The following is a 20,489-nucleotide window of genomic DNA, read 5'->3' on the forward strand; positions in this document are numbered from 1 at the left end:
CAGCAGCCCCAATGAGCAACGGTGGCGTTTCTGGCCGGGTGGCTTCGCGGGCAAAGCACCAACATTCTGGGTAAATTCTTATGCAGAAACCTCCTTATTATCGTGACGCAACGCCTACCTGCTGCAACTGTGTATAAGCCGCTTCTGCCACCAGTTGATGTCCGGCTGTGGAGGGATGAATGCCATCCCAAAATAGAAACTGACTGGGATTAGCGCAGGACCGCATTCCCGACAGGCAGGTACCCGTCACATTGGCTAACCCAAACTGATCGGGATTGGCGATCGCCTCGTTATACAGTGAAAATACATCTAGCAACACAATGTCCAGATCGGGTTGCTGTTCTTTTAACTGCTGAATTCGTTGCTCCAGCCGTTGGTTGTGAACCTGGGTTAATGCAGTTAAATCAGCCGCTCTACCATTGCTTCGTGTTGCTGGTAAGCGCCCGAGATCCGGTAAATTAGCCACCAAGAAGTTTCGCGCTTCTCGGTCGGAAAGGGAAGCGATCGCCTCCATCACATTCTCCACCGGCACCGATACGTTGGTTTGCCCTTGCAAATAGTCATTCGCCCCGGCCCACACGACGTAGAGCGCATTAGGATTCAACCGTTGTTGGGCCTGAGTGAAGGTGGATACCTGCTGACGCAGCCCGGGCACAGGACTGTCACCTCCACCCTGGGTAGTTGCCCCACCCCAGGCAAAGTTTTGAGTTTGATTGTCAGCCAAATCCAAATCGCTCGCCAGGTATTCAACCCACACCTGCCCATTCGAATACCGCCCATGAAAATAGGGCGGGTCAGGCGGATAAAGCCCACCACTGGATTGAAACACTTGCCCTACATCAGAAAGACTATCGCCAAAGGCGATGATTTCATTGATAGTGACGCCAGAACGCGGCGTACAGGAAATCGCGAGAATAAAAGTGAGAAGGGTGAGGGCGATCGCCGTAGAAAATTTTCTCACAGGAACATGCTCCCCGTAGAAAAGGTGCCACAGCAAGGCGCAGCGGGGCGCGCTTACTGGACCTACCCTAGCCTACTCCTCAGAAAATTGCCTTTTCCAAGGGACAGATCACACACAACTCTGCTTTAAAAATTAACTTTTATGGGCCAAACGCACAAAAATTCAACCTCTCCAGGCAGGTCTAAAACAGAGCTTAGAGATCGCAAACAGACGTTTTAGATGTGCAATACACATCCAAAACGCGCTAAAACCGAGAGGGAAGGGGCACTTTACGCCCCTTCCCTCTCGGTTTTAGAACAGATTTGTGATCTACTGAGGCTCGATATAGCTATCTCTTTCCGATTTATCATGTGCTGTCTTTCTGACCGTCAAAAAGATAACAGCCAGAAGGATCAATGCGCCACCTACCAATTGCATCCCCGTAATGGGTTGCTTCAGAATCACCAACGATAGGGCGATCGTCACAACCGGCTCAAGCGTCGATAGCATAGATGCCGTTGATGCGCCTAACAGTTTAATGCCTGTAAACAGTGCCCCAATGGCCACAACGGTTGAAATCAACCCTAATGCCCCAATGGCAAGCCAACCTGATGCGTCTTGTGGCAGGCTTACCCCACGAATTGTCACAATCCCTCCATACACAACTGCAGCGGATGTCAGCACAACCGTAGAAGCTGTAATGGGAGATTCTTGCGTCATCACCTGCTCCCCCACCAGGATGTAAGTTGCATAAATACAGGCAGACACCAAACCTAGAATAACTCCCAGAAGTTGCGCATTGCCCACAGGCCCAATCGTCAAAACAGTTCCGAGAAGGGCGAGGCTTAATGCCCATAGCGTACCTGGACTACTTGGCCGATGCAGCACCACAATGGATATTCCCACCACAATGGTTGGATACAAATACAACAGCAACACGACAAGCCCTGGGGAGGCAACCGTCAGGGCAAAGAAAAAACTGAGAGATTGCAACACAAAACCAACGCCGCCGAGAAGGATTAACGTTCGCAAATTTTTGGGATTGGGTAGAGGAATTTGTCGGATGACCAGGTATGTGCAAAAGCAGACAGCAGCGATCGCAAATCGAAAGAATAGAACGGTGAGTGGTGTTGCCCCAGACGCATAGGCAAAATGAGCAAAAATGGGTATTGCCCCAAAAGATGTGGCTGAAAGAATGATGAGTATAATGCCGAAAAGCTGCATAACCGTTACCCTAATTCAACACATGTTTGAGCAATCGGCTTTTCGTGAAATTCACGTGTAGGGCATAACCTTACTCAAGCCTTTCCCAAACAACTCAAGTTCACAGAACCTGCTATTTGGAAGCACTGTTGAGCATGAATCCCAGCCAACGACAAACAGAAGCGTATAAGCTTATACCATTTACCATCTCTAAAATATTTTTGTTATGCATCGGATTGATTCGGTACGCAACAAAAATGTACAGAGTTTTTTAGTTGCAGTTCCGAGAATGCCAAGTGTGAGTGATGAGGATTGAAATAGACAGGGCTTGAGTACCTAATCCTTTATTTTGGTTGTGTTTCACACGTGTGATTGCACCAAACTCGGGAAGTTCTATTGTTCGTACACAAAGCGCACGAAAAAAGGACTTCCCGAGTTTGGTATTAGAAAGGTACAAGATGCGAGGAGACTTGAATTTAAGTAACCATTTTTGCTGAGTCTTACTCTTAACGGAAATGATTACAAATATCCAAAATCTGTTTTAGGGGTTAATTTTTTGTGGACTTCGCACACACACAACAACCCTTCCAGGCAGATTTAAAGCGCACCCTAGTACGCTGAGGCGGAAATCCATCACCTATGTTTTTGTGTAGGGTGCTTCGCACCCCACACAAAAACATAGTATGCAAACTTAGGCCGCAGCCTACTAGTCAGGCGATTGGCCTCTTTGATAATGGCAGATTGCATCTGGCACGGACAAACCAGAGGAAAGCTTGGGATCGTCGATAGGAGTTTGAGCCACCATTCGTAACGGCAACACACCTGCCCAAATCGGCAATGCATAATCCGCTTCATCATCGTTAGGTGGCCCCGATCGCACCTTAGCAGAAGCCTCCTGGATGGGCAGCGACAACACCAGCGTTCCAGCCACCTCCTGATGCATCACCGGACGCACCTGCTCCCAGCGCTCCGGCACTACATGGTTCGTAAACGCTTTTAACGCCTCTGTCTTTTCTTCTACGTCGCTAACAACGGTTGCTGTTCCAAAAATTACAACTGAGCGGTAATTCATCGAATGATGAAATGCTGATCGAGCCAGCACCAGACCATCCAGCAGTGTCACGGTAACGCATACATCAATGCCTTTTTGCAAGGTACGCAGCATACGGCTGGCAGGCGATCCATGGATGTAGAGGCGATCGCCCACTCGCCCGTAGGCGGTTGGAATCACAAAGGGTTGTCTATCTACGGTAAAGCCTACATGACAAATCAAACCTTCATCCAAAATACTATAGATCAAATCGCGATCGTAATCTCCACGCTGGGGTAATCGCTTGATCTTCGTACGTTGTGTAACGGGCAATTGATTGTTGTGGATCGATGGTTCTGTTGCTGTCATTGCCTGTTCCTTTTGCTAGTTCAAAGATAACTTCATTGCATTCGCTGCAACGAAGCCCAAACGTTCATAAATGGGTTTTCCCGATGGTGAAGCGTTCAACAAAATTTCTGTACATCCAATAGATTTGAGATGAGCGATCGCCGCTTCCATCAAACGTGTCGCAATCCCCTGTTGACGATACGCAGGTTCTACATAAACACCCCAGACATAACCTCGGCACTGGAATTCTGGTGCCAAAATGAGCGGATACAATCCTTCGAATCGCTGACAACCTGCCGACCCCACAACCCGCCCGTCCACTTCCGCAACAAAGGCTGCATAATCCAGATCGCGTCGGGCCATTGTGACAAATGCCTGCACAATATCTGGATAGTCGGGGGAGATTGCTTCCTCCGGCACAGCATTGTCTAGCCACATATAGTAGAAATGCTCGGCTAATAGAAGATCCTCAAACAGATCAGCAGTCCGAATTTGGACGGTAGTTTGCATCACCATTGTGTAATGAACGAAGCAACGCCATCAGCGTAGCGATCGCCAGTGGTCTCCTACAAGAGCCAATTTTGTGCTTGAATATAAGTCCACTTTGTCGCAGCCCTATGGAACTGACCCTGACGCTAGATCCCCAGGCCGAGCATCCCCTTCATCGGCAACTCTATGAGGAGTTACGGCAGGCCATCCTCTCGGGGCGACTAAGTCCCCGGCAAAAACTTCCTTCGACGCGATCGCTGGCTCAGTCCCTCGGCATTTCTCGTACGACTGTTACCCAGAGCTATGACCAATTGCTAAGCGAGGGTTACCTGGAGGCACGCCATGGCTCTGGCACGTTCGTCTGTGCTCAGCTTCCCGATGATTTGCTCCACTCTGCCCCAGCGGAAACAGCACCTCACTCGGTGAAGTCATCCATCCACCTATCGTCCTATGGTCAACGATTAGCCGAAAAGCCCTTTGCCCTTCAGGCTGAGCCTCAAGTCCCCATCAGCTTTCGCTACGGTCGCCCCAGCTTTCAACACTTTCCCCTGGAAGTCTGGCGCAAACTCCTTCTCCGTCATAGTCGCGCCAATATACAATGGCTCGACTACGCCAGCAATCCCCAGGGCGAATATGAGTTGCGGGAAGCGATCGCCCGCTATATCACCCGCGCCCGTGCCGTACAGTGCGATCCCGAACACATCCTCATCACCAATGGCACCCAGCAAGCTCTGGATTTAATTCTGCGCGTTCTGTTAGAACCGGGGGAGGCGATCGCGCTAGAAGATCCTGGCTACCTCAGTGCCCGACGCATCTTCCTCAGCCACAACGCCCACTTAATCCCCATCCCCGTCGATGAATCCGGCCTGGTCGTTAGCCACCTCGCCTCCATTCAGGTTCCTACTATCCGGCTGGTCTACGTTACCCCTTCGCACCAATTTCCCACGGGAGCCACCCTCTCCCTGGCTCGCCGACTGGAGTTGCTGTCCTGGGCACATCGGACTGGCGCCCTGGTTTTGGAAGATGACTATGACAGTGAGTACCGCTATGGCGATCGCCCCATTCCCGCTCTCCAGGGATTAGATCCAGGTCACTCCGTCATATACATTGGCACCTTTTCCAAGGTTCTGTTCCCCTCCCTGCGGATCGGTTATCTGGTTCTGCCGCCTGAGTTGGCTCCTCTGATGGCCCATGCCAAGTGGTTAAGCGATCGCCAACTCTCCACCCTCGACCAACGCGTCCTAGCCGATTTCATCAACGAGGGGCATCTGGAAAGCCATATTCGCCGTATGCGATCGCACTACAATAGTCGCCGTCAAACCCTGGTGCACGCACTAAAACAGCACTTTGGCGATCGCGTTACCATCCTCGGTGAAAAAGCCGGAATTCACCTCATGGTTCACTTCTCCCTGCCGTTAACAGAAACTGACATCATCCAAAAAGCAGCCCAAGCTGGGGTGGGCTTAATGCCGGCCCGCGTCCACTGCTTGCAAGTTGAAAGCCATTGCAACTTCATCCTCGGCTATAGCGAACTCGACGAAGCCACCATTGAACGTGGCATTCATCTCCTAGCCCAAACCCTCCTCTGATAGGATCAAGTCCAACCTGACAGACGTACCCCATGATTGAAATTGAAGGAGTTAGCCATCACTTTGGCGATCGCCCCATCCTACAATCTCTGCACCTGCATCTTAATCAACGCCGCATCGGAATTGTCGGCAGCAATGGCTCAGGAAAAAGCACCTTCGTCCGTTTGTTGAATGGCCTGCTAATCCCTGAGCAAGGCACTGTCAAAGTTGATGGATTAGATACACGAAGCCATGCAAAAGCAATTCGGCGCAAAGTAGGATTTGTCTTCCAAAATCCTGACAATCAAATTGTTTTTCCCACCGTTGAAGAAGACATTGCGTTTGGATTAAAGAATCTCAAACTTGATAAAAGTACAATTCAGCAACGAGTCAGCGCTGTACTGCAACAATATCAATTATGGGACGTCCGCCATTCCCCAGCTCATCTATTAAGTGGCGGAGAAAAGCAGCTTTTGGCGATCGCTGCCGTTCTCGTCATGCAACCTCAATACGTTGTCTTTGATGAACCGACTACATTGCTCGATCTCCGCAATCGCAATCGAATAAAGCAAATTCTTCAGGACTTACCCCAGCCCATTATCGTTGTATCCCATGATCTGGATCTCCTTAAAGACTTTGATCGTATCCTGGTCTTTGATACTGGACGGATTGTTATGGATGCGGAGCCAGCGATCGCCCTACCTTACTATATCCAACACCTGTCCTAGGTTTTGAAGCAGACCCTGGCCTTTCTTGGGTTCAGGTTTGAGCTTATTTTAGGGCCATTCGAGTTCAGTCATTAAAGGCTTGGATAGAATATCAGACGTTATGGGAAGCATCGCCTACCATAACGTCTGATATTCTATCCAAGTAGTTTTAAAGGTTGATTTTTTGTACGCGAAGCGCACGAAGAATCAACCTTTAAAACAGCGCTAAACTTTGGCGGGTGATTTGATGTTGTTGGTCATACTCTGTAGTCGGCTACTTAAAACAACCAGCAGGTTTCGGGCAATCTCTGGATCCTGATACAGTACGGAATCAAACTTATCCGCCTGGATGACAAGTGCTCGACAATAATCAGAAGCAGAAACTACCGAGGCCGATCGCTTTTGTCGAGTCAAAACACCCATCTCACCGAGCGTTTCTCCGGCATTAATCTTACCCAGCACTTGTTCACTTCCACCATTTGAGATCATCACATCCGCCATCCCATCAATCAGAAGCAAAATGGAGTCCGGCATATCCCCTGCGTTGCACAGTCTTGTACCACGGGGATAAATGTTGACCGTTGCATCACGGCCCAACTCAATTAAAGTTTCAGGCTTTAAAGTTCTAAAGAAACGGCTCTCAAACAGCAGTAGAACTTTATCGAGTGTGCCCAGAACTTCGGTAGGAGCCTTAGTTTGAAGCGGTTGTTTTTTCCAATAAACGGTGATCGCCGGTTCGTCATATTCACTAAATCGAATCACCTGGCCTTGCATCAGGCGATCGCGATCGCCGCTTAAATGAAGGTCATCCACATACAGACCCCCATGCACCCCTAAATCGAGCACATGAAATGCCTCTTCCTCTAAATACAAAACTGCATGATGTTTTGCCACCCTCTTATCTGGAATCACAATGTCATTACTGGGATGGCTTCCCACACGAATGACGGATTGCTGGAAGAGCTGCTTTTCTGTTTTTGTCGGCAAATGGATCTGAACAATCAAAGTTTGAACTTCTCGGATCATTTGTTTCTGATAGCGATCGAGCAGTATTTGTGCCGTATCTTTCGCTAGCCAGTGTCCTTGAGATGATGCGCTCAGTAATTGTTTGGCATACTCCTGAGCCTTTTTTGGTTCCAACAAACTTAAACCATAAAGCGCAGGGGTTTGGATTAGAGGGTCTAATTCATGCAACAACTCTTCCAACACCGTTACAAGGGTATCTGCATCACTTTTTAACCTGGAAGAGTCCGTAGATATTCCAGTCTTACCCCCATCTTCATCAGGTTCCAGGGGATTGAGTTGTGCCTCCGCTGAACGCCCTTCTAATATCGCAAAAACCTCTGGATGCAAACGATTCTTCCAGGAGATTGATCCATCCGATGCCTGTATTATCTCAGGCAAAACGTTCCTGATTAAGCGATACGTTTGATGGGCAAGTTTTTGAGAGTCAGGAGTATTGCCCAACACTTCCAGTAAACCCAACATTTGCCGTGTAATAATATGCTGCTTATGCTGCACAGCGGTCAGTCGCAAAAACTTAAATACTGACGTTTGAGCATCAAACGTTTTCTGGCTGAGAACGGCATAGCGATCGCTCAAACCTTTCATTTGCTCCAGTAGCAAGTCTGCCTTTCGGAGAATGTTACTTTGCTCTCCAGCCAGGAGTTGACTCAATACTTTTTCTTCTTCTTCCGCCGTCATGCCATACTCTAGCTTCAGAAATTGAATCTGCTTCTTCTGGCGCTGCATTGCCTCCTGGAGCGACATACCATTTTCCACTAAATCTAATAAGGTGGAGGCTAGTGCTTGGCGATAGCTCTCCAAACGTAACTGGCTTTCACGAGTTCGATGTTTTTGTGGGTCGAGCAATTCTGGTTCTGCAATCCCTAATTCTGTCAGTACGGTAAAGTGATCGTCATCCTTAATATTTAATTCCTGGCGAATCTGCCTCAACACTTCCAGACTGGAGGCAGAATCTGCATTTCCCTGCTCCAATGTTTCCCGTAATACGCCCTTATACACTTGAAGGCTATGTTCCTGGTTAAACCCCGGCAAAACCTTTGCCAATACGTAAACTTCCTCCGCCTTCAAATCCTCCATCGATCGCCCTTCTAAGAACCTGGAAAAATCGATGGTGAGTTTGCTCAGCTGGCGACGCAAAGTATTCACCAGGCTTTCCCGCGAATAGCGTTCAGCAGTGCGTTCTAATGTTCTTGACAACCATAGCGTGCTGACTAAAACAATGAACCCAGTAAACAGCAAATGAACGGGGATGGGATAGCCCTTCAAAAGGGCACGGCTGCTAAAAAAGAAGAAGATATTAAAGCAAAAGAAGGTACAGATTGAAAACAGAATATGAGCCGCTTGTTGAGAAGAAACATTCTTTTGCTGCCGATGCAGGTAATTTCGAAGTGTTTTTTCCAGGGCCATTAATCCGAAGTAAGAAGACGCGATCGCCACTCCCAGCACCATGGGCACTGCAACGAGTTTAGGGATAGGTAACGGTTGCCCTGCCACATAAAACCCTGGATTAAAAAGCGTATTTCCTAAATCGGGTTCCCATAGCCAGGCTCCCGAAAAGAGGTAATCGAAACTACCGGAATACAGGAAGTAATAGACAAAAAAGCCTAGCAGTAACCCCACATAACCATATTGCACAAAGCGGCGGCCCGGTTTCGTGAAAGTTTCCCAATAATTACGCTCTGCATCAATATCAATACAGGGAGACTGGCAACCCACACAGGAGCTTTTCTCATTCCCATCTTTATCAACTGTGCGGCACATAGATTGCGTAATCGTTTGTTTTTGGCCCTGATGGGCTTCGCTACCCAATAAGCCTCTTGTCCCTGTAAACACCATCTGAACGGGAGCCATCGGGCAGAAGTACTGACACCAACTTTTACCCTCGTAGAGGTAACCAACGGCAATTGCCGCGCCAATCGTCAGCAATAGAAAAATTCCCAACGCCAGGCGATCGGCATTGAGGATCAGCAACCTGGCCGCCAGACCAGCGGTTAGAAGCCCAAACTGTACATAAAGATGATTTTTTCCTAACCAGGAGTCCTTCCGGATCTTGACCAATTCGTAACGTGTTGCCCCTGTTCGCGTTTCAACCTTTCGCTTACGTTGAATACCCAACGCTCGTGGAATCTGCGACAGAAAAGACAAAGGGCAGATGCGCCGCCAGGTTTCATGGCCAAAAACCAATAAAAGCAGAATCGATCCCGGAACAATCAACGACCAAAATAGAAATAGTGGGATTGAGTGAGAGGCTTGAGGAAGACATTCCCCCTGCACTTTCACACAGGAATTAGCCTGTGACAGAAATGGCTTAAGCAGGAGTGCTGAGGGATCCCAAAATAAGGAAATAATCAGAAGTAACCAGGCGAACGTCAGCATAAACCGCAGTCGATGCATCTGACGTTCCGACATTTGAGGAAGCTTGCTAACGCCCAACATTCGATAGTCTCTCTGAACTGCTTTAGGGGGGTTACAAAACAGGAAACAAAGCACTTGGGGAGAAGCTTATGACGGCTTCTAAAATCAATTTCTGATTGAAGCTCGAACAGGGAATTCAAGTTCCCTATTCCGTAGGATTACTTCCTACAACCTCAAATAAATTGACATGAACACATATTCAACTCGAATTCAAAATTTCAGTAGAATTACGGCCTAACCGGGAGAACACCACAATTCTTCATAAAGTTTTCACAATTTTCTTCGAAATATATTGAAGAAACAAAAAAACCTTTAATTTTTTTCCGGATCTCGATGTAGAGCCTCGAAAAGATACCTGTTCAGGTTGCGACCCCCTCCCCGGAGGAATCTAGATGAACCGGATAGATGCCCCTTCGTCCGAAGATCGCTCTCAGCATCCGCTGATCCGAAAGCTCATTTATTTCGTCATTCAACTTTTAACAAAACGAACGATCACACTGCTTGCAATCTTATTCATTGCAGGCCTGGCGGGCGCTTTGTTGAATATGTCTCGGCTTTCATCCGACTTAATTGAATCTCAGGCAATACAAAGTTCTGCGCTCTACGCGCAGGCCATTAAAGAAGCCAGAACCCTCTATAGCAACAATGCCGTTAGCCGAGTTAAAGAGGTTCACGGGATTAGCGTTACGCCTGACTATGCCAACACACCTGGTGCGATTCCCCTCCCAGCAACTTTTTTGATTGAATTAAGTCGCTCCATCAGCGAACAAAATCCTGGAATGTCTGTGCGTTTATACAGCGATTACCCTTTTCGTTGGCGACAAAAAGATGGAGGTGCCAGGGATAGCTTTGAAAAAGAAGCACTCATTCAACTCAGAAAGAACCCCAAAGAACCGTTTGTCCGCATTGAAAACTTTCAGGGACGTAAGGCACTGCGCTACGCCGAAGCCGACATTATGAAACCGACTTGTGTCGCCTGCCATAATATCCATCCCGATAGCCCGAAGCGGGATTGGCAGGTAGGCGATGTGCGTGGTGTTATGGAAATTACCCGCCCCCTGGATAGCTTCATTGCCCAAACCCAACAGGGTTTACAGAGCACATTTACCATGCTTGCGGGGTTACTCCTGCTTGCCCTTACAGGAATTGCTCTGGTCATCACGCGACTGCGCCAAATCTCAAAGGAACTGGAATTACGCGTCATTGAGCGGACATCACAGTTGCGGCAGGCCAACCAGCAACTTGTCGTGGAGCAGGAAAAGTCAGACAAACTACTGCTCAATATTCTGCCTGAATCCATCGCGAATCAGCTTAAGGAGGGCGAGAGCAGCATTGCTGACGGTTTTGCAGAAGCCACCATTCTATTTGCTGACCTGGTGAACTTTACGCAGCTTTCCCAAAAGATGCCCCCAACGAAGCTGATCGCCTTACTGAATGAAATTTTTTCCCGTTTTGATAGGCTCACCGAAAAGCATGGGCTGGAAAAAATTAAGACGATTGGCGATGCCTACATGGTAGTAGGAGGATTGCCAAATCCTCGTCCGGATCATGCAGAGGCGATCGCTGAAATGGCTCTCGATATGCAAACAGAATTGATGATGTTTTGCTTAGAGAAGGGACATCAGTGCGAACTCCGAATTGGTATTAATACAGGCCCTGTTATTGCAGGAGTCATTGGTACCAAGAAATTTATTTATGATCTCTGGGGCGATACCGTTAATGTCGCAAGCCGGATGGAGTCTCATGGACTGGAAGGAGAAATTCAAGTTACTGTAAGCACCTATCAACGTCTCAAGCATCACTTCATGTTCAAACGTCGTGGCACCATTCATGTCAAAGGCAAGGGTGAAATGGAAACCTATTTCCTGATTGGGCATAAAAAAAGTAAGCAACTGCCACCCCTACAGTTGCAAGCTTAAAAAGCTTAGTAGATCGCAAATTCTTCTAAAGCCGAGAGAAAAAGCGTGCGTCGTGCGCTTTTTCTCTCGGTTTTGGGGTGTTTTAGAATAATACTCTAGCGATCGCCCATTCCACAGACGCACACATTATGACCCTGGGGCTGTACATCCCTAAAAATTCTCCCATTCATGCACTATCACCCAGTATCAAACTGGCAGGGATGGCGATCGCCGGAATCAGCATTTTTTTTATTTCCAACATCCCCTGGCTTGTCGCTACACTCGGTGTAATACTTCTTCTCGTCAAGGTCGCTCAACTCTCCTGGCGCTTATTTGCAACCCAACTCCGCCCTAGCCTCTGGATTTTTGCAGGCATCTTTCTCCTCCATGCCATCCTGAACGATTGGAGGGTCGGGCTAATCATTGTTCTGCGCTTTGCCATACTACTGTTGCTGGCAACCCTCATCACGCTAACCACCAAAGTTTCCCATATGGTGGATGCTCTGGAACGGGGATTAACTCCGCTCCGGCCCCTGGGGGTTCGCCCTGCCCAAATTAGTTTGATGATGGCGATCGCCATTCGACTCATCCCTGTCCTACTCAATCAAATCCACGAAGTCCAGGATGCCCAACGCGCCCGTGGCATTGATACTCCGATCATTACACTGTTTGTTCCCGTCCTCATTCGCGTGCTACAACTGGCCGACCACCTAGCCGAAGCCCTAGATGCTCGCGGCTATGGCGATGACTGAATAGATACAAGCATTGGACAAAGAAGGGATAAAAAGACCCCCTTCTTTTATCCCATGGCAATCGTCAGCAATTCTCATTTTGAATTGAAGCCTGAAAATAGCCCGCCGAAAGCGGGCTATTTTCAGGCTTCAAAGCCGAGAGTTGGCGCCCGATGGGCGCGAACTCTCGGCTTTGAAGCTCATCATGAGAATCGCTGGGCAATCGTTTATAGATGTGATCTAGATCATCATTTTCCAGTATGGTCATAGTTTGATCACTCATATCCACATCTATGAACAACCGGGACATCGTTTATATTGCCGTCTTTGCCGCCCTCGTTGGAGCCCTGGGTCTCCTTCCCCCCATCCCTCTCCCCTTTCTACCAGTCCCCATCACTGCCCAAACGCTAGGCGTTATGCTAGCTGGCTCATTCCTGGGATCTAAACGAGGCGGATTTGCCTTGCTCCTCTTCCTGACCTTGGTCGCTATTGGCCTCCCCATCCTTTCTGGCGGGCGAGGCGGTATTGGGGTGTTTATGGGCCCATCCGGTGGTTTTCTACTCGCCTTTCCGATCGCCGCTTTCGCGATTGGCTGGCTGTTCGAGCGATCGCCCCACCGCTCCAAAAATGTCGGGTTTGCCATCCTCTTCAACCTACTTGGCGGTATCGTCGTCCTCTACAGTATTGGCATTCCCTGGTTGGCGATCGCCGCCCAAATGTCCCTCGCCAAAGCTGCCATTGGCTCCGCCGCGTTTCTTCCCGGTGATGCGGTAAAAGCTGTCATTGCCGCACTCGCCACCATTACCGTTCAAAAAACATATCCCATTCTGCGAGCATGAGCGGCATCACTGATAGCTTCGTCGCCCATGCACAGCGCTATCCTAACCAGTTGGCGATCGCCTGTGGCTCCCAATCGTTAACCTATGGCGAACTCCTGCATCGGGTTCAGCAGGTGGCAAGGGTGACTGCTACCTACAAAGCTCAACATTCTACCCATCCCGATCATGGCTTCTGGGTTGGCATCTTACTGTCCAACCGAGTTGAGTTTCTGGAGTTATTTCTGGGAATTACCATGGCCGGAGGCGTCGCGATGGTACTCAATCCAGAATGGGCATCCCCACAACTTCAATCCATTTTGGACCGATGGACGCCCGGGATTCTGGTCAGCGACAGCCAACAGTTACAAAGGATCGAGAACCTCTCATCTTTAAAGGCGATCGCTCTCGATATCCTCCCAGCGGATCCTTCGAGCTATGAAAATTGGTTAGATCCTGAATCGGCAAGCTTGGAAAACCAACTCACTGTTCAGGAGGATTTTCTAGAGTTGGCGATCGACCCCGACTCGCCCTTCTACATTGGTTTCACCTCAGGAACCACCGGACATCCCAAAGGCATCCTCCGTTCCCATGCGTCCTGGCTCAATAGCTTTGCGGCCAGTCGCATTGAGTTCGATATTGGCCCAACGGATCAGGTGCTAGTACCTGGCTCCCTTGTTCACAGCCTTTCCTTGTATACCGCGATCGAAGCGCTTAACATGGGAGCCAGCTTACACATCCTGCCTCACTTCACTCCAAAAGCTATCCTGCTATCCCTCAATCAGCCTTCTATTACACGGCTAGTTGCTGTTCCAACCGTACTCAAAACCGTTGCGAATACAGCACAATCTTTATCTTTTTCGCATCTCAAAACTGTGATCGCGGGTGGCTCAAAACTTAGCCCGGCTCTCCGAGATCAACTTGCTACCGTATTTCCCCAAGCCGACATTCTGGAATACTACGGTGCATCCGAACTCAGCTTTGTCAGCATCGCTTCATCCCGCGAACGTATTCCTTCCGAATCTGTTGGTCGCGCCTTTCACGGCGTCACCCTTTCAGTCCAACGGGATGATGGCAGCGGCATGGCTAAAGTTGGAGAAATCGGCTGGATTGGCATTCGCAGCAATATGCTGTGCTCCGGCTATTTAGAACCACAACCCAGCACAGGTTTTCGCATAGAGCAAGGATGGGCCACCGTGGGCGATCGCGGCTACTTAGACGAAAACGGCTTCCTCTACCTCGTCGGGCGCGAACACGACATGCTCATCAGCAACGGCATCAACGTCTATCCCTCCGAAATCGAAGCCGTCCTCCTACAACTCCCAGAAATCGAAAACGCCGTCATCTTAGGCATCCCCGACGACTGCCGCGGCGACCTCATCTGTGCCATCATCACCTGGAACGGCCCCAAGCACTTAACCCGCAATACCCTCATTCACCACATCCGCACCCAGATAGGCCAAGCAAAATGCCCACGCCGCTTCTTCGCCGTCAAAACCCTCCCAACCACCACCAGCGGCAAACCCCTCCGCTCCCACCTCCAAGCCCAGATTCTACAGGGACATCTTTCCCCCCAAGAACTACGCACCTAAAAAACTTGGTTCGAGATAAGCTAAACCCCCTAACCCGAATTCAGGTAGAAACTGCTTGAAGGCAGTTTTTTCTTCCCACCGGGCACAAAAAATCTCCTATCCCTATAAGCCATAACCGACATACACCACCCAAACCTGATCAAAAACCCAGCAGATGCGAAGCGGCCTAACACCTCCCACGCAAAACCTCCTTGCCGAGGGGGTCTGGGGGAGGGGCAGCCCGTCCCCCAGTCGGGGGGTTTGGGGGGCGACGCGACCCCAAGCCAGATCTTTGCCAATAACCACCATTTCCATCAATCGTCACCAAATTTCACAGGACTTACGCAAGCCCACCAGATCTAGAGCATTTTTGTTGTGGATGGGGTGCAAAGCACCTCATCCACAACAAAAATGCATAAGCCTATTTCAAACAAAAGCCCTACTCCTCCGCCCTCCATGACCACTCAGCAAGCCATCATCATCGCCGCCCGCCGCACCCCCATCGGCCGAGCCGGAGGTACCCTTAAGTCTCTCACCGTCGACGCCTTAATAGCTCCCGTCCTGAATGCCCTCCTCCAAGACACCCACCTCCAACCCGACCAAATTGATGAAGTCATTTTAGGTAATGCCATCGGCCCCGGCGGTAATCCCGCCCGCCTCGCCCTCCTCACCGCTGGCTTCCCCGTCACCATCCCCGGCGTTACCATCGATCGCCAATGTGGCTCTGGCCTCGAAGCCATCAACCTCGCTGCTCGCCTCATTCAAGCTGGCGCTGGCGACATCTACATCGCAGGTGGCATGGAAAGCGTCAGCACCGCCCCCTGGCGCATTGAAAAACCGCGATCGCTCTACGAACTTCCCCAATTCACCCACCGTGCCCGGTTCGCCCCCGAAGCCCTTGGCGATCCCGACATGGGCATCGCCGCTGAAACCGTTGCCCAAACTTATGGAATTACGCGCGATCGCCAGGACGAATACGCCTTCCACAGCCACCAAAAAGCCCTCGAATCCATGAAGAATGGACGACTCCATAACGAAATCGTCCCCATTCACCTATCATCCACAACAACCATCGAAACTGACGAATGCCCTCGCCCCAACTTTACCCTTCAACGCCTCAATAAACTTCCCCCTGCCTTCCAGTCAGATGGCACCGTCACCGCAGGTAACGCCTGTCCCATTAACGATGGTGCCGCTGCTGTCTTAATGGTATCCGAGCGACTTTTTTACAGAATGGGATGGAAATCGGGTTTACGCGTTGTAGATGCCGTTTCCGCAGGGGTTGATCCCAACCTACTGGGTACCGGCCCTGTCGCAGCTATCCAAAAACTCTTCAGCCGTCAACCGGCCCACAGCCTTTCTAACATTGATCTCATTGAATTCAATGAGGCCTTTGCCGCCCAGGTTCTGGCCTGCCTTGACGTATTAGAGATTTCCCAGGAAAAGGTGAACGTGGGAGGTGGAGCGATCGCCCTGGGTCATCCCTACGGCGCTTCCGGTGCAATCCTCGTCACCCGCCTCTTCACTGAACTAGTCAGAACCCCACACCCTTCTCCATCCACAGGGCTAGCCACCCTCGGCATTGGCGGCGGCCTTGGACTCGCTACTTTATTTGAAGCGCTGCCTAATTGAGCAATTAGGATACGGCTCAGAAATGCAGTACAGAGCTTTGCAACACATCACAGTTATTCACAGCAATTCTCATTATGAGCTTCAAAGCCGAGAGTTCGCGCCTGTTGGGCGCGAACTCTCGGCTTTGAAGCCTGAAAATAGCCCACCGAAGGTGGGCTATTTTCAGGCTTCAATTCAAAATGAGAATCGCTGAGTTACTCAATAGGTTTGATATCACAACCAAACCAGGAATATAATAGAACTGATGAACTACTCTAAACTTCTGTAGAACCCACCATGTTGGAAGAAGACATTCGGCAGCTTCAAGTTATCCTGCACCGAATCGTCACGCTACAAGCCGACACCCCAGAGAAACGGCAACACCTTGACCAGGCTTACAAAAGCGTGGTGCAAGCGATCGCCGCTTTAGAGCAACTCAAAACTCCCATCCCCTCCCTCCACGTTCCCGGCGAACCTGTCGCTGATCTCTACGAGGCCATCACTCAGGAAGAACGCTTCAAAGAATGGCTTTAATTACGTGAGATGGGTGGTGCAGAGCGCCACCCATCTCGCCTATCGAATTACAACACCTGCTCAGTCAATTCCAGTAGGTCGGAACAAGCATTTTGAGCGTGCGGCGCATGCCGAAAACGCTCGTTTACGATCTATTGGCATCTATGAATTTGGTTCTAAAGCTGTCTGTACCGCCTCCTTAGAAGAGGCTTGCCGCAATGTTGCAGGCAATTGCCAACCCAGAACGATCGCCAGCAGTAGCATATAGGAAACCAGCGATAGCCAGAGAATATGATTACTGTGGAGATGCCAGGCGATCGCAGCTAATGGAACAAAGCCAACTCCAAAGGCAATAAGAACCGCATTACGCAAAGTTTCTCCCTTTTTTAGCCCAATAAAATAGCCCTCAAACATAAACGCAACAGCCGTTAACTCTAGTAAAGGTAATAGCCACAGCGTGTAGCTGGCAGCGCTGGCATTTACATCTGCATGATTCGTGAGTAAACCGAAAACCTGTTCCGGGAAAAGAATCGTTGCACCAGCAAACCCAAGCGCAATTGGTAATGCAGTCAATACAGAAAGGATTAGAACGGGGATGAGCTGATCGTTCACTCCCTTACTTTTGAAATTGCCAATTAACGTTTGCGTCGTCATCCCCACCCCCTGAATCGTAAACTGGCTCAGCAAGGCAATCTGAAGCAGCAACCCATTTTGCGCTAGGGTCGTCGTTCCCATCGTAGAACTTAAGTTAGTGAAGATGGCATAGGTAGAAATCAACACGAGAAATCGAATCAGAATATTCCCCTTCAACGCCACTGTTTCTCGCAGTGCAGCCCGGTCAAAGAGGTTGCCTATCACATATCTCAGCTTATCCCAGTCAATACTAAAGGCGATCGCAATCAACCCAACTAACAATGCTAAATACTGACTTACTGCAGTCGCAATACCCGCCCCAGCACTGGCCCAACCCCACTTAAAAATCATCAAATAATCCAACACCACATTCGACCCATTCCCCAACAGAGACATGAGCAGAACGACCCAATTCATCTCCCGCCCTAAAAACCAACCAAAAAGCACAAAATTCAATAAAACAGCTGGAGCACCCCAAATCCGCCCATAAAAATACTCGCTACCCGATGCCTCTACCTCTGAAGCTCCGCTGAGAATGGCAAACCCAACCTTCTGTAAAGGATATTGCAGCAGCAAAATGACTAAACCAATTCCCAGGGCCACCAGACCACTCCGCAGCCCTGCCAACAAAACCGCTTGCTGGTCATTCTTACCAACCGCCTGGGCTGTTATGGCATTGGTACTCGATCGCAGAAACTTGAGCACCCGATAAAGGTAATCAAACAAAATGGATGCCAGAACCACTCCAGCTAAATGACGAATATCTGCCAGATGGCCTAGAAATGCCGTATCAACTAATCCTGCCAACGGCACCATCATGTTAGATAACATGCTAACCGCAGACAAGCGATAAAACCGGGGCAAGAAGTCGTATCGGCCAGGGGGAGTCAACGTCATTTCCGTAAACAGTTATTTCAAACCATTACAACAGGTTTCGTATCAATAAACTACTATAGCTATTCCAGCTAAGTCTCCCGAGAAACGCCACCCTCAAGACTGAACTTAGGGAAGTGTAAGCTAATTGCCGTAATAGCTATGCTGGAAAGCAGTGTTTCAGTGCGATCGCCTTCATTTAATGAACACGCTAGTTGGGAAAACGCTCCAATCCGGCAAATATACCTTGGAAGAAGTCTTGGGAGAGGGAGGCTTTGGCATCACTTTCAAGGCTATGCACCATGCTCTAGGCCAACACGTAGTCATCAAAACGCTCAATGAAGCGAGCCGTCGTAGTCCACACTTTTCCTACTTAGCTCGGAGCTGCCAGGATGAGGCACGCCGATTGGCGTTATGTACCCATCCCAACATTGTGCGGATCAGTGACTGCTTTACTGAAGACGGCATACCTTACCTAGTGATGGATTACATCGCCGGTGCTACCCTAGAACAAATTATTTTTCCAGACCATCCTTTACCGGAAGCGATCGCTATCCACTATATCCGTCAGATAGGAGCAGCCTTGCAAGTCGTTCACCAAAACGGGCTACTCCATCGGGACTTAAAGCCAGGCAATATTATCCTGCGTCAGGGCACTCAAGAAGTTGTGCTGATCGACTTTGGCATCGCTCGGGAATTTACGCCGGGCATGACTCAGACTCACACCAGCATCATTTCTACGGGATATGCTCCCATTGAGCAATACATTTCTCAGGCTCCTCGTACACCCGCCACTGACGTCTATGGGCTAGCTGCAACACTGTATGCCTTACTGACCGCACAGGTTCCTGTTGCATCGGTTTTGCGCGATCGCCAACCCATGCCAGCCCCCCGGGATTTGCAACCCAATCTCTCTCCAGCTATCAATCAGGCAGTCATGCGAGGCATGGCTGTCGAATCCAAATTCCGTCCCACAACAGTTACAGAATGGCTCACACTGCTTCCCAGTAGTATGTCTACAAATGGAAGTAATGCTAACCCTTCCGCTAATACTGCAAAGGCAATTCTCCCTGTTGTGCAAGCAACGCCAGTACAACCTCCTTCAACCGCAGCAACCGTTGCTATCGGATCCCCCACCCCTGCTCCAGTAGCTCCCGCCCAACCCAAAAACCAAAGGGCCATAGGAGTAGCCAAGCAATCAACCGGGAAAAACCGAGGGCCGATTTATGGCTTATTAGGAGTTGTAGCGATCGCAACGCTGATCACTACAACACTAGCTATTCTGCGCTCCCATCCAACTCAAAATCCTTCTATAACAGACGTATCACCCGAAGCTTCCACAATTCCAAATGGGGAAGAACGAAGCGAAACCACTTCAGCACCAGAAGACTCCACCTTTTTGCCAATCCCTCAATCCTCACCGTTGAATGAAGCGCCTAAAGCTGCACCGGAGGCAAAACAATCTCCTGTAGCTGAAACAATCCCAGAGCCAGTACAAGAGGAAGCTGAAACTGAACCTAACAACCCATCCACGGACAAGAATCGAAGGGGCGATCGCATCACAACTGAAGTTCCTGGTTTAGCCATCGGTACAAGAGCAGAACAAATTGAGTCTCGTTTAGGTGAACCTGATCGACGTAGCAATAATGGCTATTGGCCCAATACCCGCTCCGTGCTGTATGATTTGGTTCCCAATCAAGTAACCGTCGCTTACATCCTGGATAAGGACAGCGATCGTGTTCGCCAAACCGAAGCATCCTTCGATCAATCCGTCGATCAGCAAGTTATACGCTCGACGTTAAATGGAATGCTCAATGACCAAACAACATCTGCAATCGAGCAAGGTCTAGAATCTGTACGACAGCGACAATCCAATCGCTACTCCTTCTCCATTGACAACCTGGAGGGAACTATTGAACGCAATCGCCAAGGCCGTATTTATATTGGCGTTTGGGAAGAAAACCTACATTGAAGACAAAAAAGCCTTCCTCAGATTGAGGAAGGCTTTTGGTTGAGTATTACCCTGGCACTGAGCTATTTTCCCGTGGGGCAACCCCCAAAGTATCTTCGCCGCTGGTCTGTTTCACACCTCAGTTCGGGATGGATGAGAGTGGGGCC

The 20,489-nt window shown here is 49.5% G+C and carries 16 protein-coding genes; 9 read left to right on the forward strand and 7 right to left on the reverse strand.

Annotated elements, in window-relative coordinates; all coding sequences use genetic code 11:
* Positions 1-97: 97 nt before the first annotated feature.
* From NDI52_RS31480 to NDI52_RS31495, 4 genes are all read right to left on the reverse strand, one after another.
* Positions 98-961 (reverse strand): SGNH/GDSL hydrolase family protein, encoded by an 864-nt coding sequence (locus NDI52_RS31480; protein ID WP_190774469.1) that lies wholly within the window; start codon positions 959-961, stop codon positions 98-100.
* 309 nt (positions 962-1,270) lie between these two features.
* Positions 1,271-2,164, reverse strand: a complete 894-nt coding sequence (locus NDI52_RS31485) for a DMT family transporter (protein ID WP_190774470.1) — start codon at positions 2,162-2,164, stop codon at positions 1,271-1,273.
* A gap of 685 nt (positions 2,165-2,849) precedes the next feature.
* Complete coding sequence (locus tag NDI52_RS31490; RefSeq protein WP_190774471.1) at positions 2,850-3,542, reverse strand: pyridoxamine 5'-phosphate oxidase family protein; 693 nt, start codon at positions 3,540-3,542, stop codon at positions 2,850-2,852.
* A gap of 15 nt (positions 3,543-3,557) precedes the next feature.
* On the reverse strand, positions 3,558-4,031 hold the full coding sequence (locus NDI52_RS31495; RefSeq protein ID WP_242035713.1) for a GNAT family N-acetyltransferase: 474 nt from the start codon (positions 4,029-4,031) through the stop codon (positions 3,558-3,560).
* A gap of 107 nt (positions 4,032-4,138) precedes the next feature.
* Between NDI52_RS31495 and NDI52_RS31500 the strand changes: the two genes are divergently transcribed.
* Both NDI52_RS31500 and NDI52_RS31505 read left to right on the forward strand, forming a co-directional pair.
* Positions 4,139-5,599 (forward strand): PLP-dependent aminotransferase family protein, encoded by a 1,461-nt coding sequence (locus NDI52_RS31500; RefSeq protein ID WP_190774473.1) that lies wholly within the window; start codon positions 4,139-4,141, stop codon positions 5,597-5,599.
* Between the two features lie 32 nt (positions 5,600-5,631).
* Entirely contained in the window at positions 5,632-6,306 is a 675-nt protein-coding gene (locus NDI52_RS31505; protein WP_190774474.1) for an ABC transporter ATP-binding protein, read from the forward strand.
* A gap of 204 nt (positions 6,307-6,510) precedes the next feature.
* Here NDI52_RS31505 and NDI52_RS31510 read toward each other — a convergent pair whose 3' ends face one another.
* Positions 6,511-9,720 carry a cyclic nucleotide-binding domain-containing protein gene (locus tag NDI52_RS31510; RefSeq protein ID WP_190774475.1) on the reverse strand — a complete coding sequence of 1,070 codons (3,210 nt, stop codon included), beginning with the start codon at positions 9,718-9,720 and terminating at the stop codon, positions 6,511-6,513.
* Between the two features lie 398 nt (positions 9,721-10,118).
* Here NDI52_RS31510 and NDI52_RS31515 point away from each other — a divergent pair, with 398 nt between their 5' ends.
* Both NDI52_RS31515 and NDI52_RS31520 read left to right on the forward strand, forming a co-directional pair.
* Positions 10,119-11,645 (forward strand): adenylate/guanylate cyclase domain-containing protein, encoded by a 1,527-nt coding sequence (locus tag NDI52_RS31515; RefSeq protein WP_190774476.1) that lies wholly within the window; start codon positions 10,119-10,121, stop codon positions 11,643-11,645.
* A 128-nt stretch (positions 11,646-11,773) separates the two neighbouring features.
* Complete coding sequence (locus NDI52_RS31520) at positions 11,774-12,376, forward strand: energy-coupling factor transporter transmembrane protein EcfT (RefSeq protein WP_190774477.1); 603 nt, start codon at positions 11,774-11,776, stop codon at positions 12,374-12,376.
* Positions 12,377-12,440: 64 nt separating this feature from the next.
* Here the strand turns inward: NDI52_RS31520 and NDI52_RS31525 are convergent, their stop codons facing one another.
* Complete coding sequence (locus tag NDI52_RS31525) at positions 12,441-12,638, reverse strand: hypothetical protein (protein WP_348256988.1); 198 nt, start codon at positions 12,636-12,638, stop codon at positions 12,441-12,443.
* 10 nt (positions 12,639-12,648) lie between these two features.
* Between NDI52_RS31525 and NDI52_RS31530 the strand changes: the two genes are divergently transcribed.
* From NDI52_RS31530 to NDI52_RS31545, 4 genes are all read left to right on the forward strand, one after another.
* A complete protein-coding gene (locus tag NDI52_RS31530; protein ID WP_190774479.1) occupies positions 12,649-13,194 on the forward strand; it encodes a biotin transporter BioY in 546 nt (181 codons plus the stop codon).
* The gene (locus tag NDI52_RS31535) at positions 13,191-14,762 is read left to right on the forward strand and encodes an AMP-binding protein (protein WP_190774480.1); all 1,572 of its coding nucleotides are present in this window, start codon (positions 13,191-13,193) and stop codon (positions 14,760-14,762) included. Before NDI52_RS31530 ends, NDI52_RS31535 begins: the two co-directional genes overlap by 4 nt.
* A gap of 435 nt (positions 14,763-15,197) precedes the next feature.
* Positions 15,198-16,373 carry a thiolase family protein gene (locus tag NDI52_RS31540; protein WP_199307724.1) on the forward strand — a complete coding sequence of 392 codons (1,176 nt, stop codon included), beginning with the start codon at positions 15,198-15,200 and terminating at the stop codon, positions 16,371-16,373.
* A gap of 276 nt (positions 16,374-16,649) precedes the next feature.
* Entirely contained in the window at positions 16,650-16,886 is a 237-nt protein-coding gene (locus NDI52_RS31545) for a hypothetical protein (protein WP_190774482.1), read from the forward strand.
* Positions 16,887-17,027: 141 nt separating this feature from the next.
* Here the strand turns inward: NDI52_RS31545 and gntT are convergent, their stop codons facing one another.
* Positions 17,028-18,395: a guanitoxin biosynthesis MATE family efflux transporter GntT gene (gntT, locus tag NDI52_RS31550; RefSeq protein WP_190774483.1), complete on the reverse strand. Its 1,368-nt coding sequence runs from the start codon at positions 18,393-18,395 to the stop codon at positions 17,028-17,030.
* A 178-nt stretch (positions 18,396-18,573) separates the two neighbouring features.
* Here gntT and NDI52_RS31555 point away from each other — a divergent pair, with 178 nt between their 5' ends.
* Positions 18,574-20,343, forward strand: a complete 1,770-nt coding sequence (locus NDI52_RS31555) for a protein kinase (protein WP_190774484.1) — start codon at positions 18,574-18,576, stop codon at positions 20,341-20,343.
* Positions 20,344-20,489 lie beyond the last annotated feature (146 nt).

The sequence above is a fragment of the Leptolyngbya sp. PL-A3 genome, from assembly GCF_039962325.1.
Taxonomy (GTDB): Bacteria; Cyanobacteriota; Cyanobacteriia; order Elainellales; family Elainellaceae; genus Vacuolonema.

Coding starts and splice junctions, on each gene's coding strand:
- NDI52_RS31485 (WP_190774470.1), bottom strand. CDS start 2,164: ATGCAGCTTTTCGGCATTATACTCATCATTCTTTCAGCCACATCTTTT.
- NDI52_RS31530 (WP_190774479.1), top strand. CDS start 12,649: ATGAACAACCGGGACATCGTTTATATTGCCGTCTTTGCCGCCCTCGTT.
- NDI52_RS31525 (WP_348256988.1), bottom strand. CDS start 12,638: ATGAGTGATCAAACTATGACCATACTGGAAAATGATGATCTAGATCAC.
- NDI52_RS31555 (WP_190774484.1), top strand. CDS start 18,574: ATGAACACGCTAGTTGGGAAAACGCTCCAATCCGGCAAATATACCTTG.
- NDI52_RS31515 (WP_190774476.1), top strand. CDS start 10,119: ATGAACCGGATAGATGCCCCTTCGTCCGAAGATCGCTCTCAGCATCCG.
- NDI52_RS31520 (WP_190774477.1), top strand. CDS start 11,774: ATGACCCTGGGGCTGTACATCCCTAAAAATTCTCCCATTCATGCACTA.
- NDI52_RS31540 (WP_199307724.1), top strand. CDS start 15,198: ATGACCACTCAGCAAGCCATCATCATCGCCGCCCGCCGCACCCCCATC.
- NDI52_RS31490 (WP_190774471.1), bottom strand. CDS start 3,542: ATGACAGCAACAGAACCATCGATCCACAACAATCAATTGCCCGTTACA.
- NDI52_RS31535 (WP_190774480.1), top strand. CDS start 13,191: ATGAGCGGCATCACTGATAGCTTCGTCGCCCATGCACAGCGCTATCCT.
- NDI52_RS31500 (WP_190774473.1), top strand. CDS start 4,139: ATGGAACTGACCCTGACGCTAGATCCCCAGGCCGAGCATCCCCTTCAT.
- NDI52_RS31505 (WP_190774474.1), top strand. CDS start 5,632: ATGATTGAAATTGAAGGAGTTAGCCATCACTTTGGCGATCGCCCCATC.
- NDI52_RS31545 (WP_190774482.1), top strand. CDS start 16,650: ATGTTGGAAGAAGACATTCGGCAGCTTCAAGTTATCCTGCACCGAATC.
- gntT (WP_190774483.1), bottom strand. CDS start 18,395: ATGACGTTGACTCCCCCTGGCCGATACGACTTCTTGCCCCGGTTTTAT.
- NDI52_RS31495 (WP_242035713.1), bottom strand. CDS start 4,031: ATGCAAACTACCGTCCAAATTCGGACTGCTGATCTGTTTGAGGATCTT.
- NDI52_RS31510 (WP_190774475.1), bottom strand. CDS start 9,720: ATGTCGGAACGTCAGATGCATCGACTGCGGTTTATGCTGACGTTCGCC.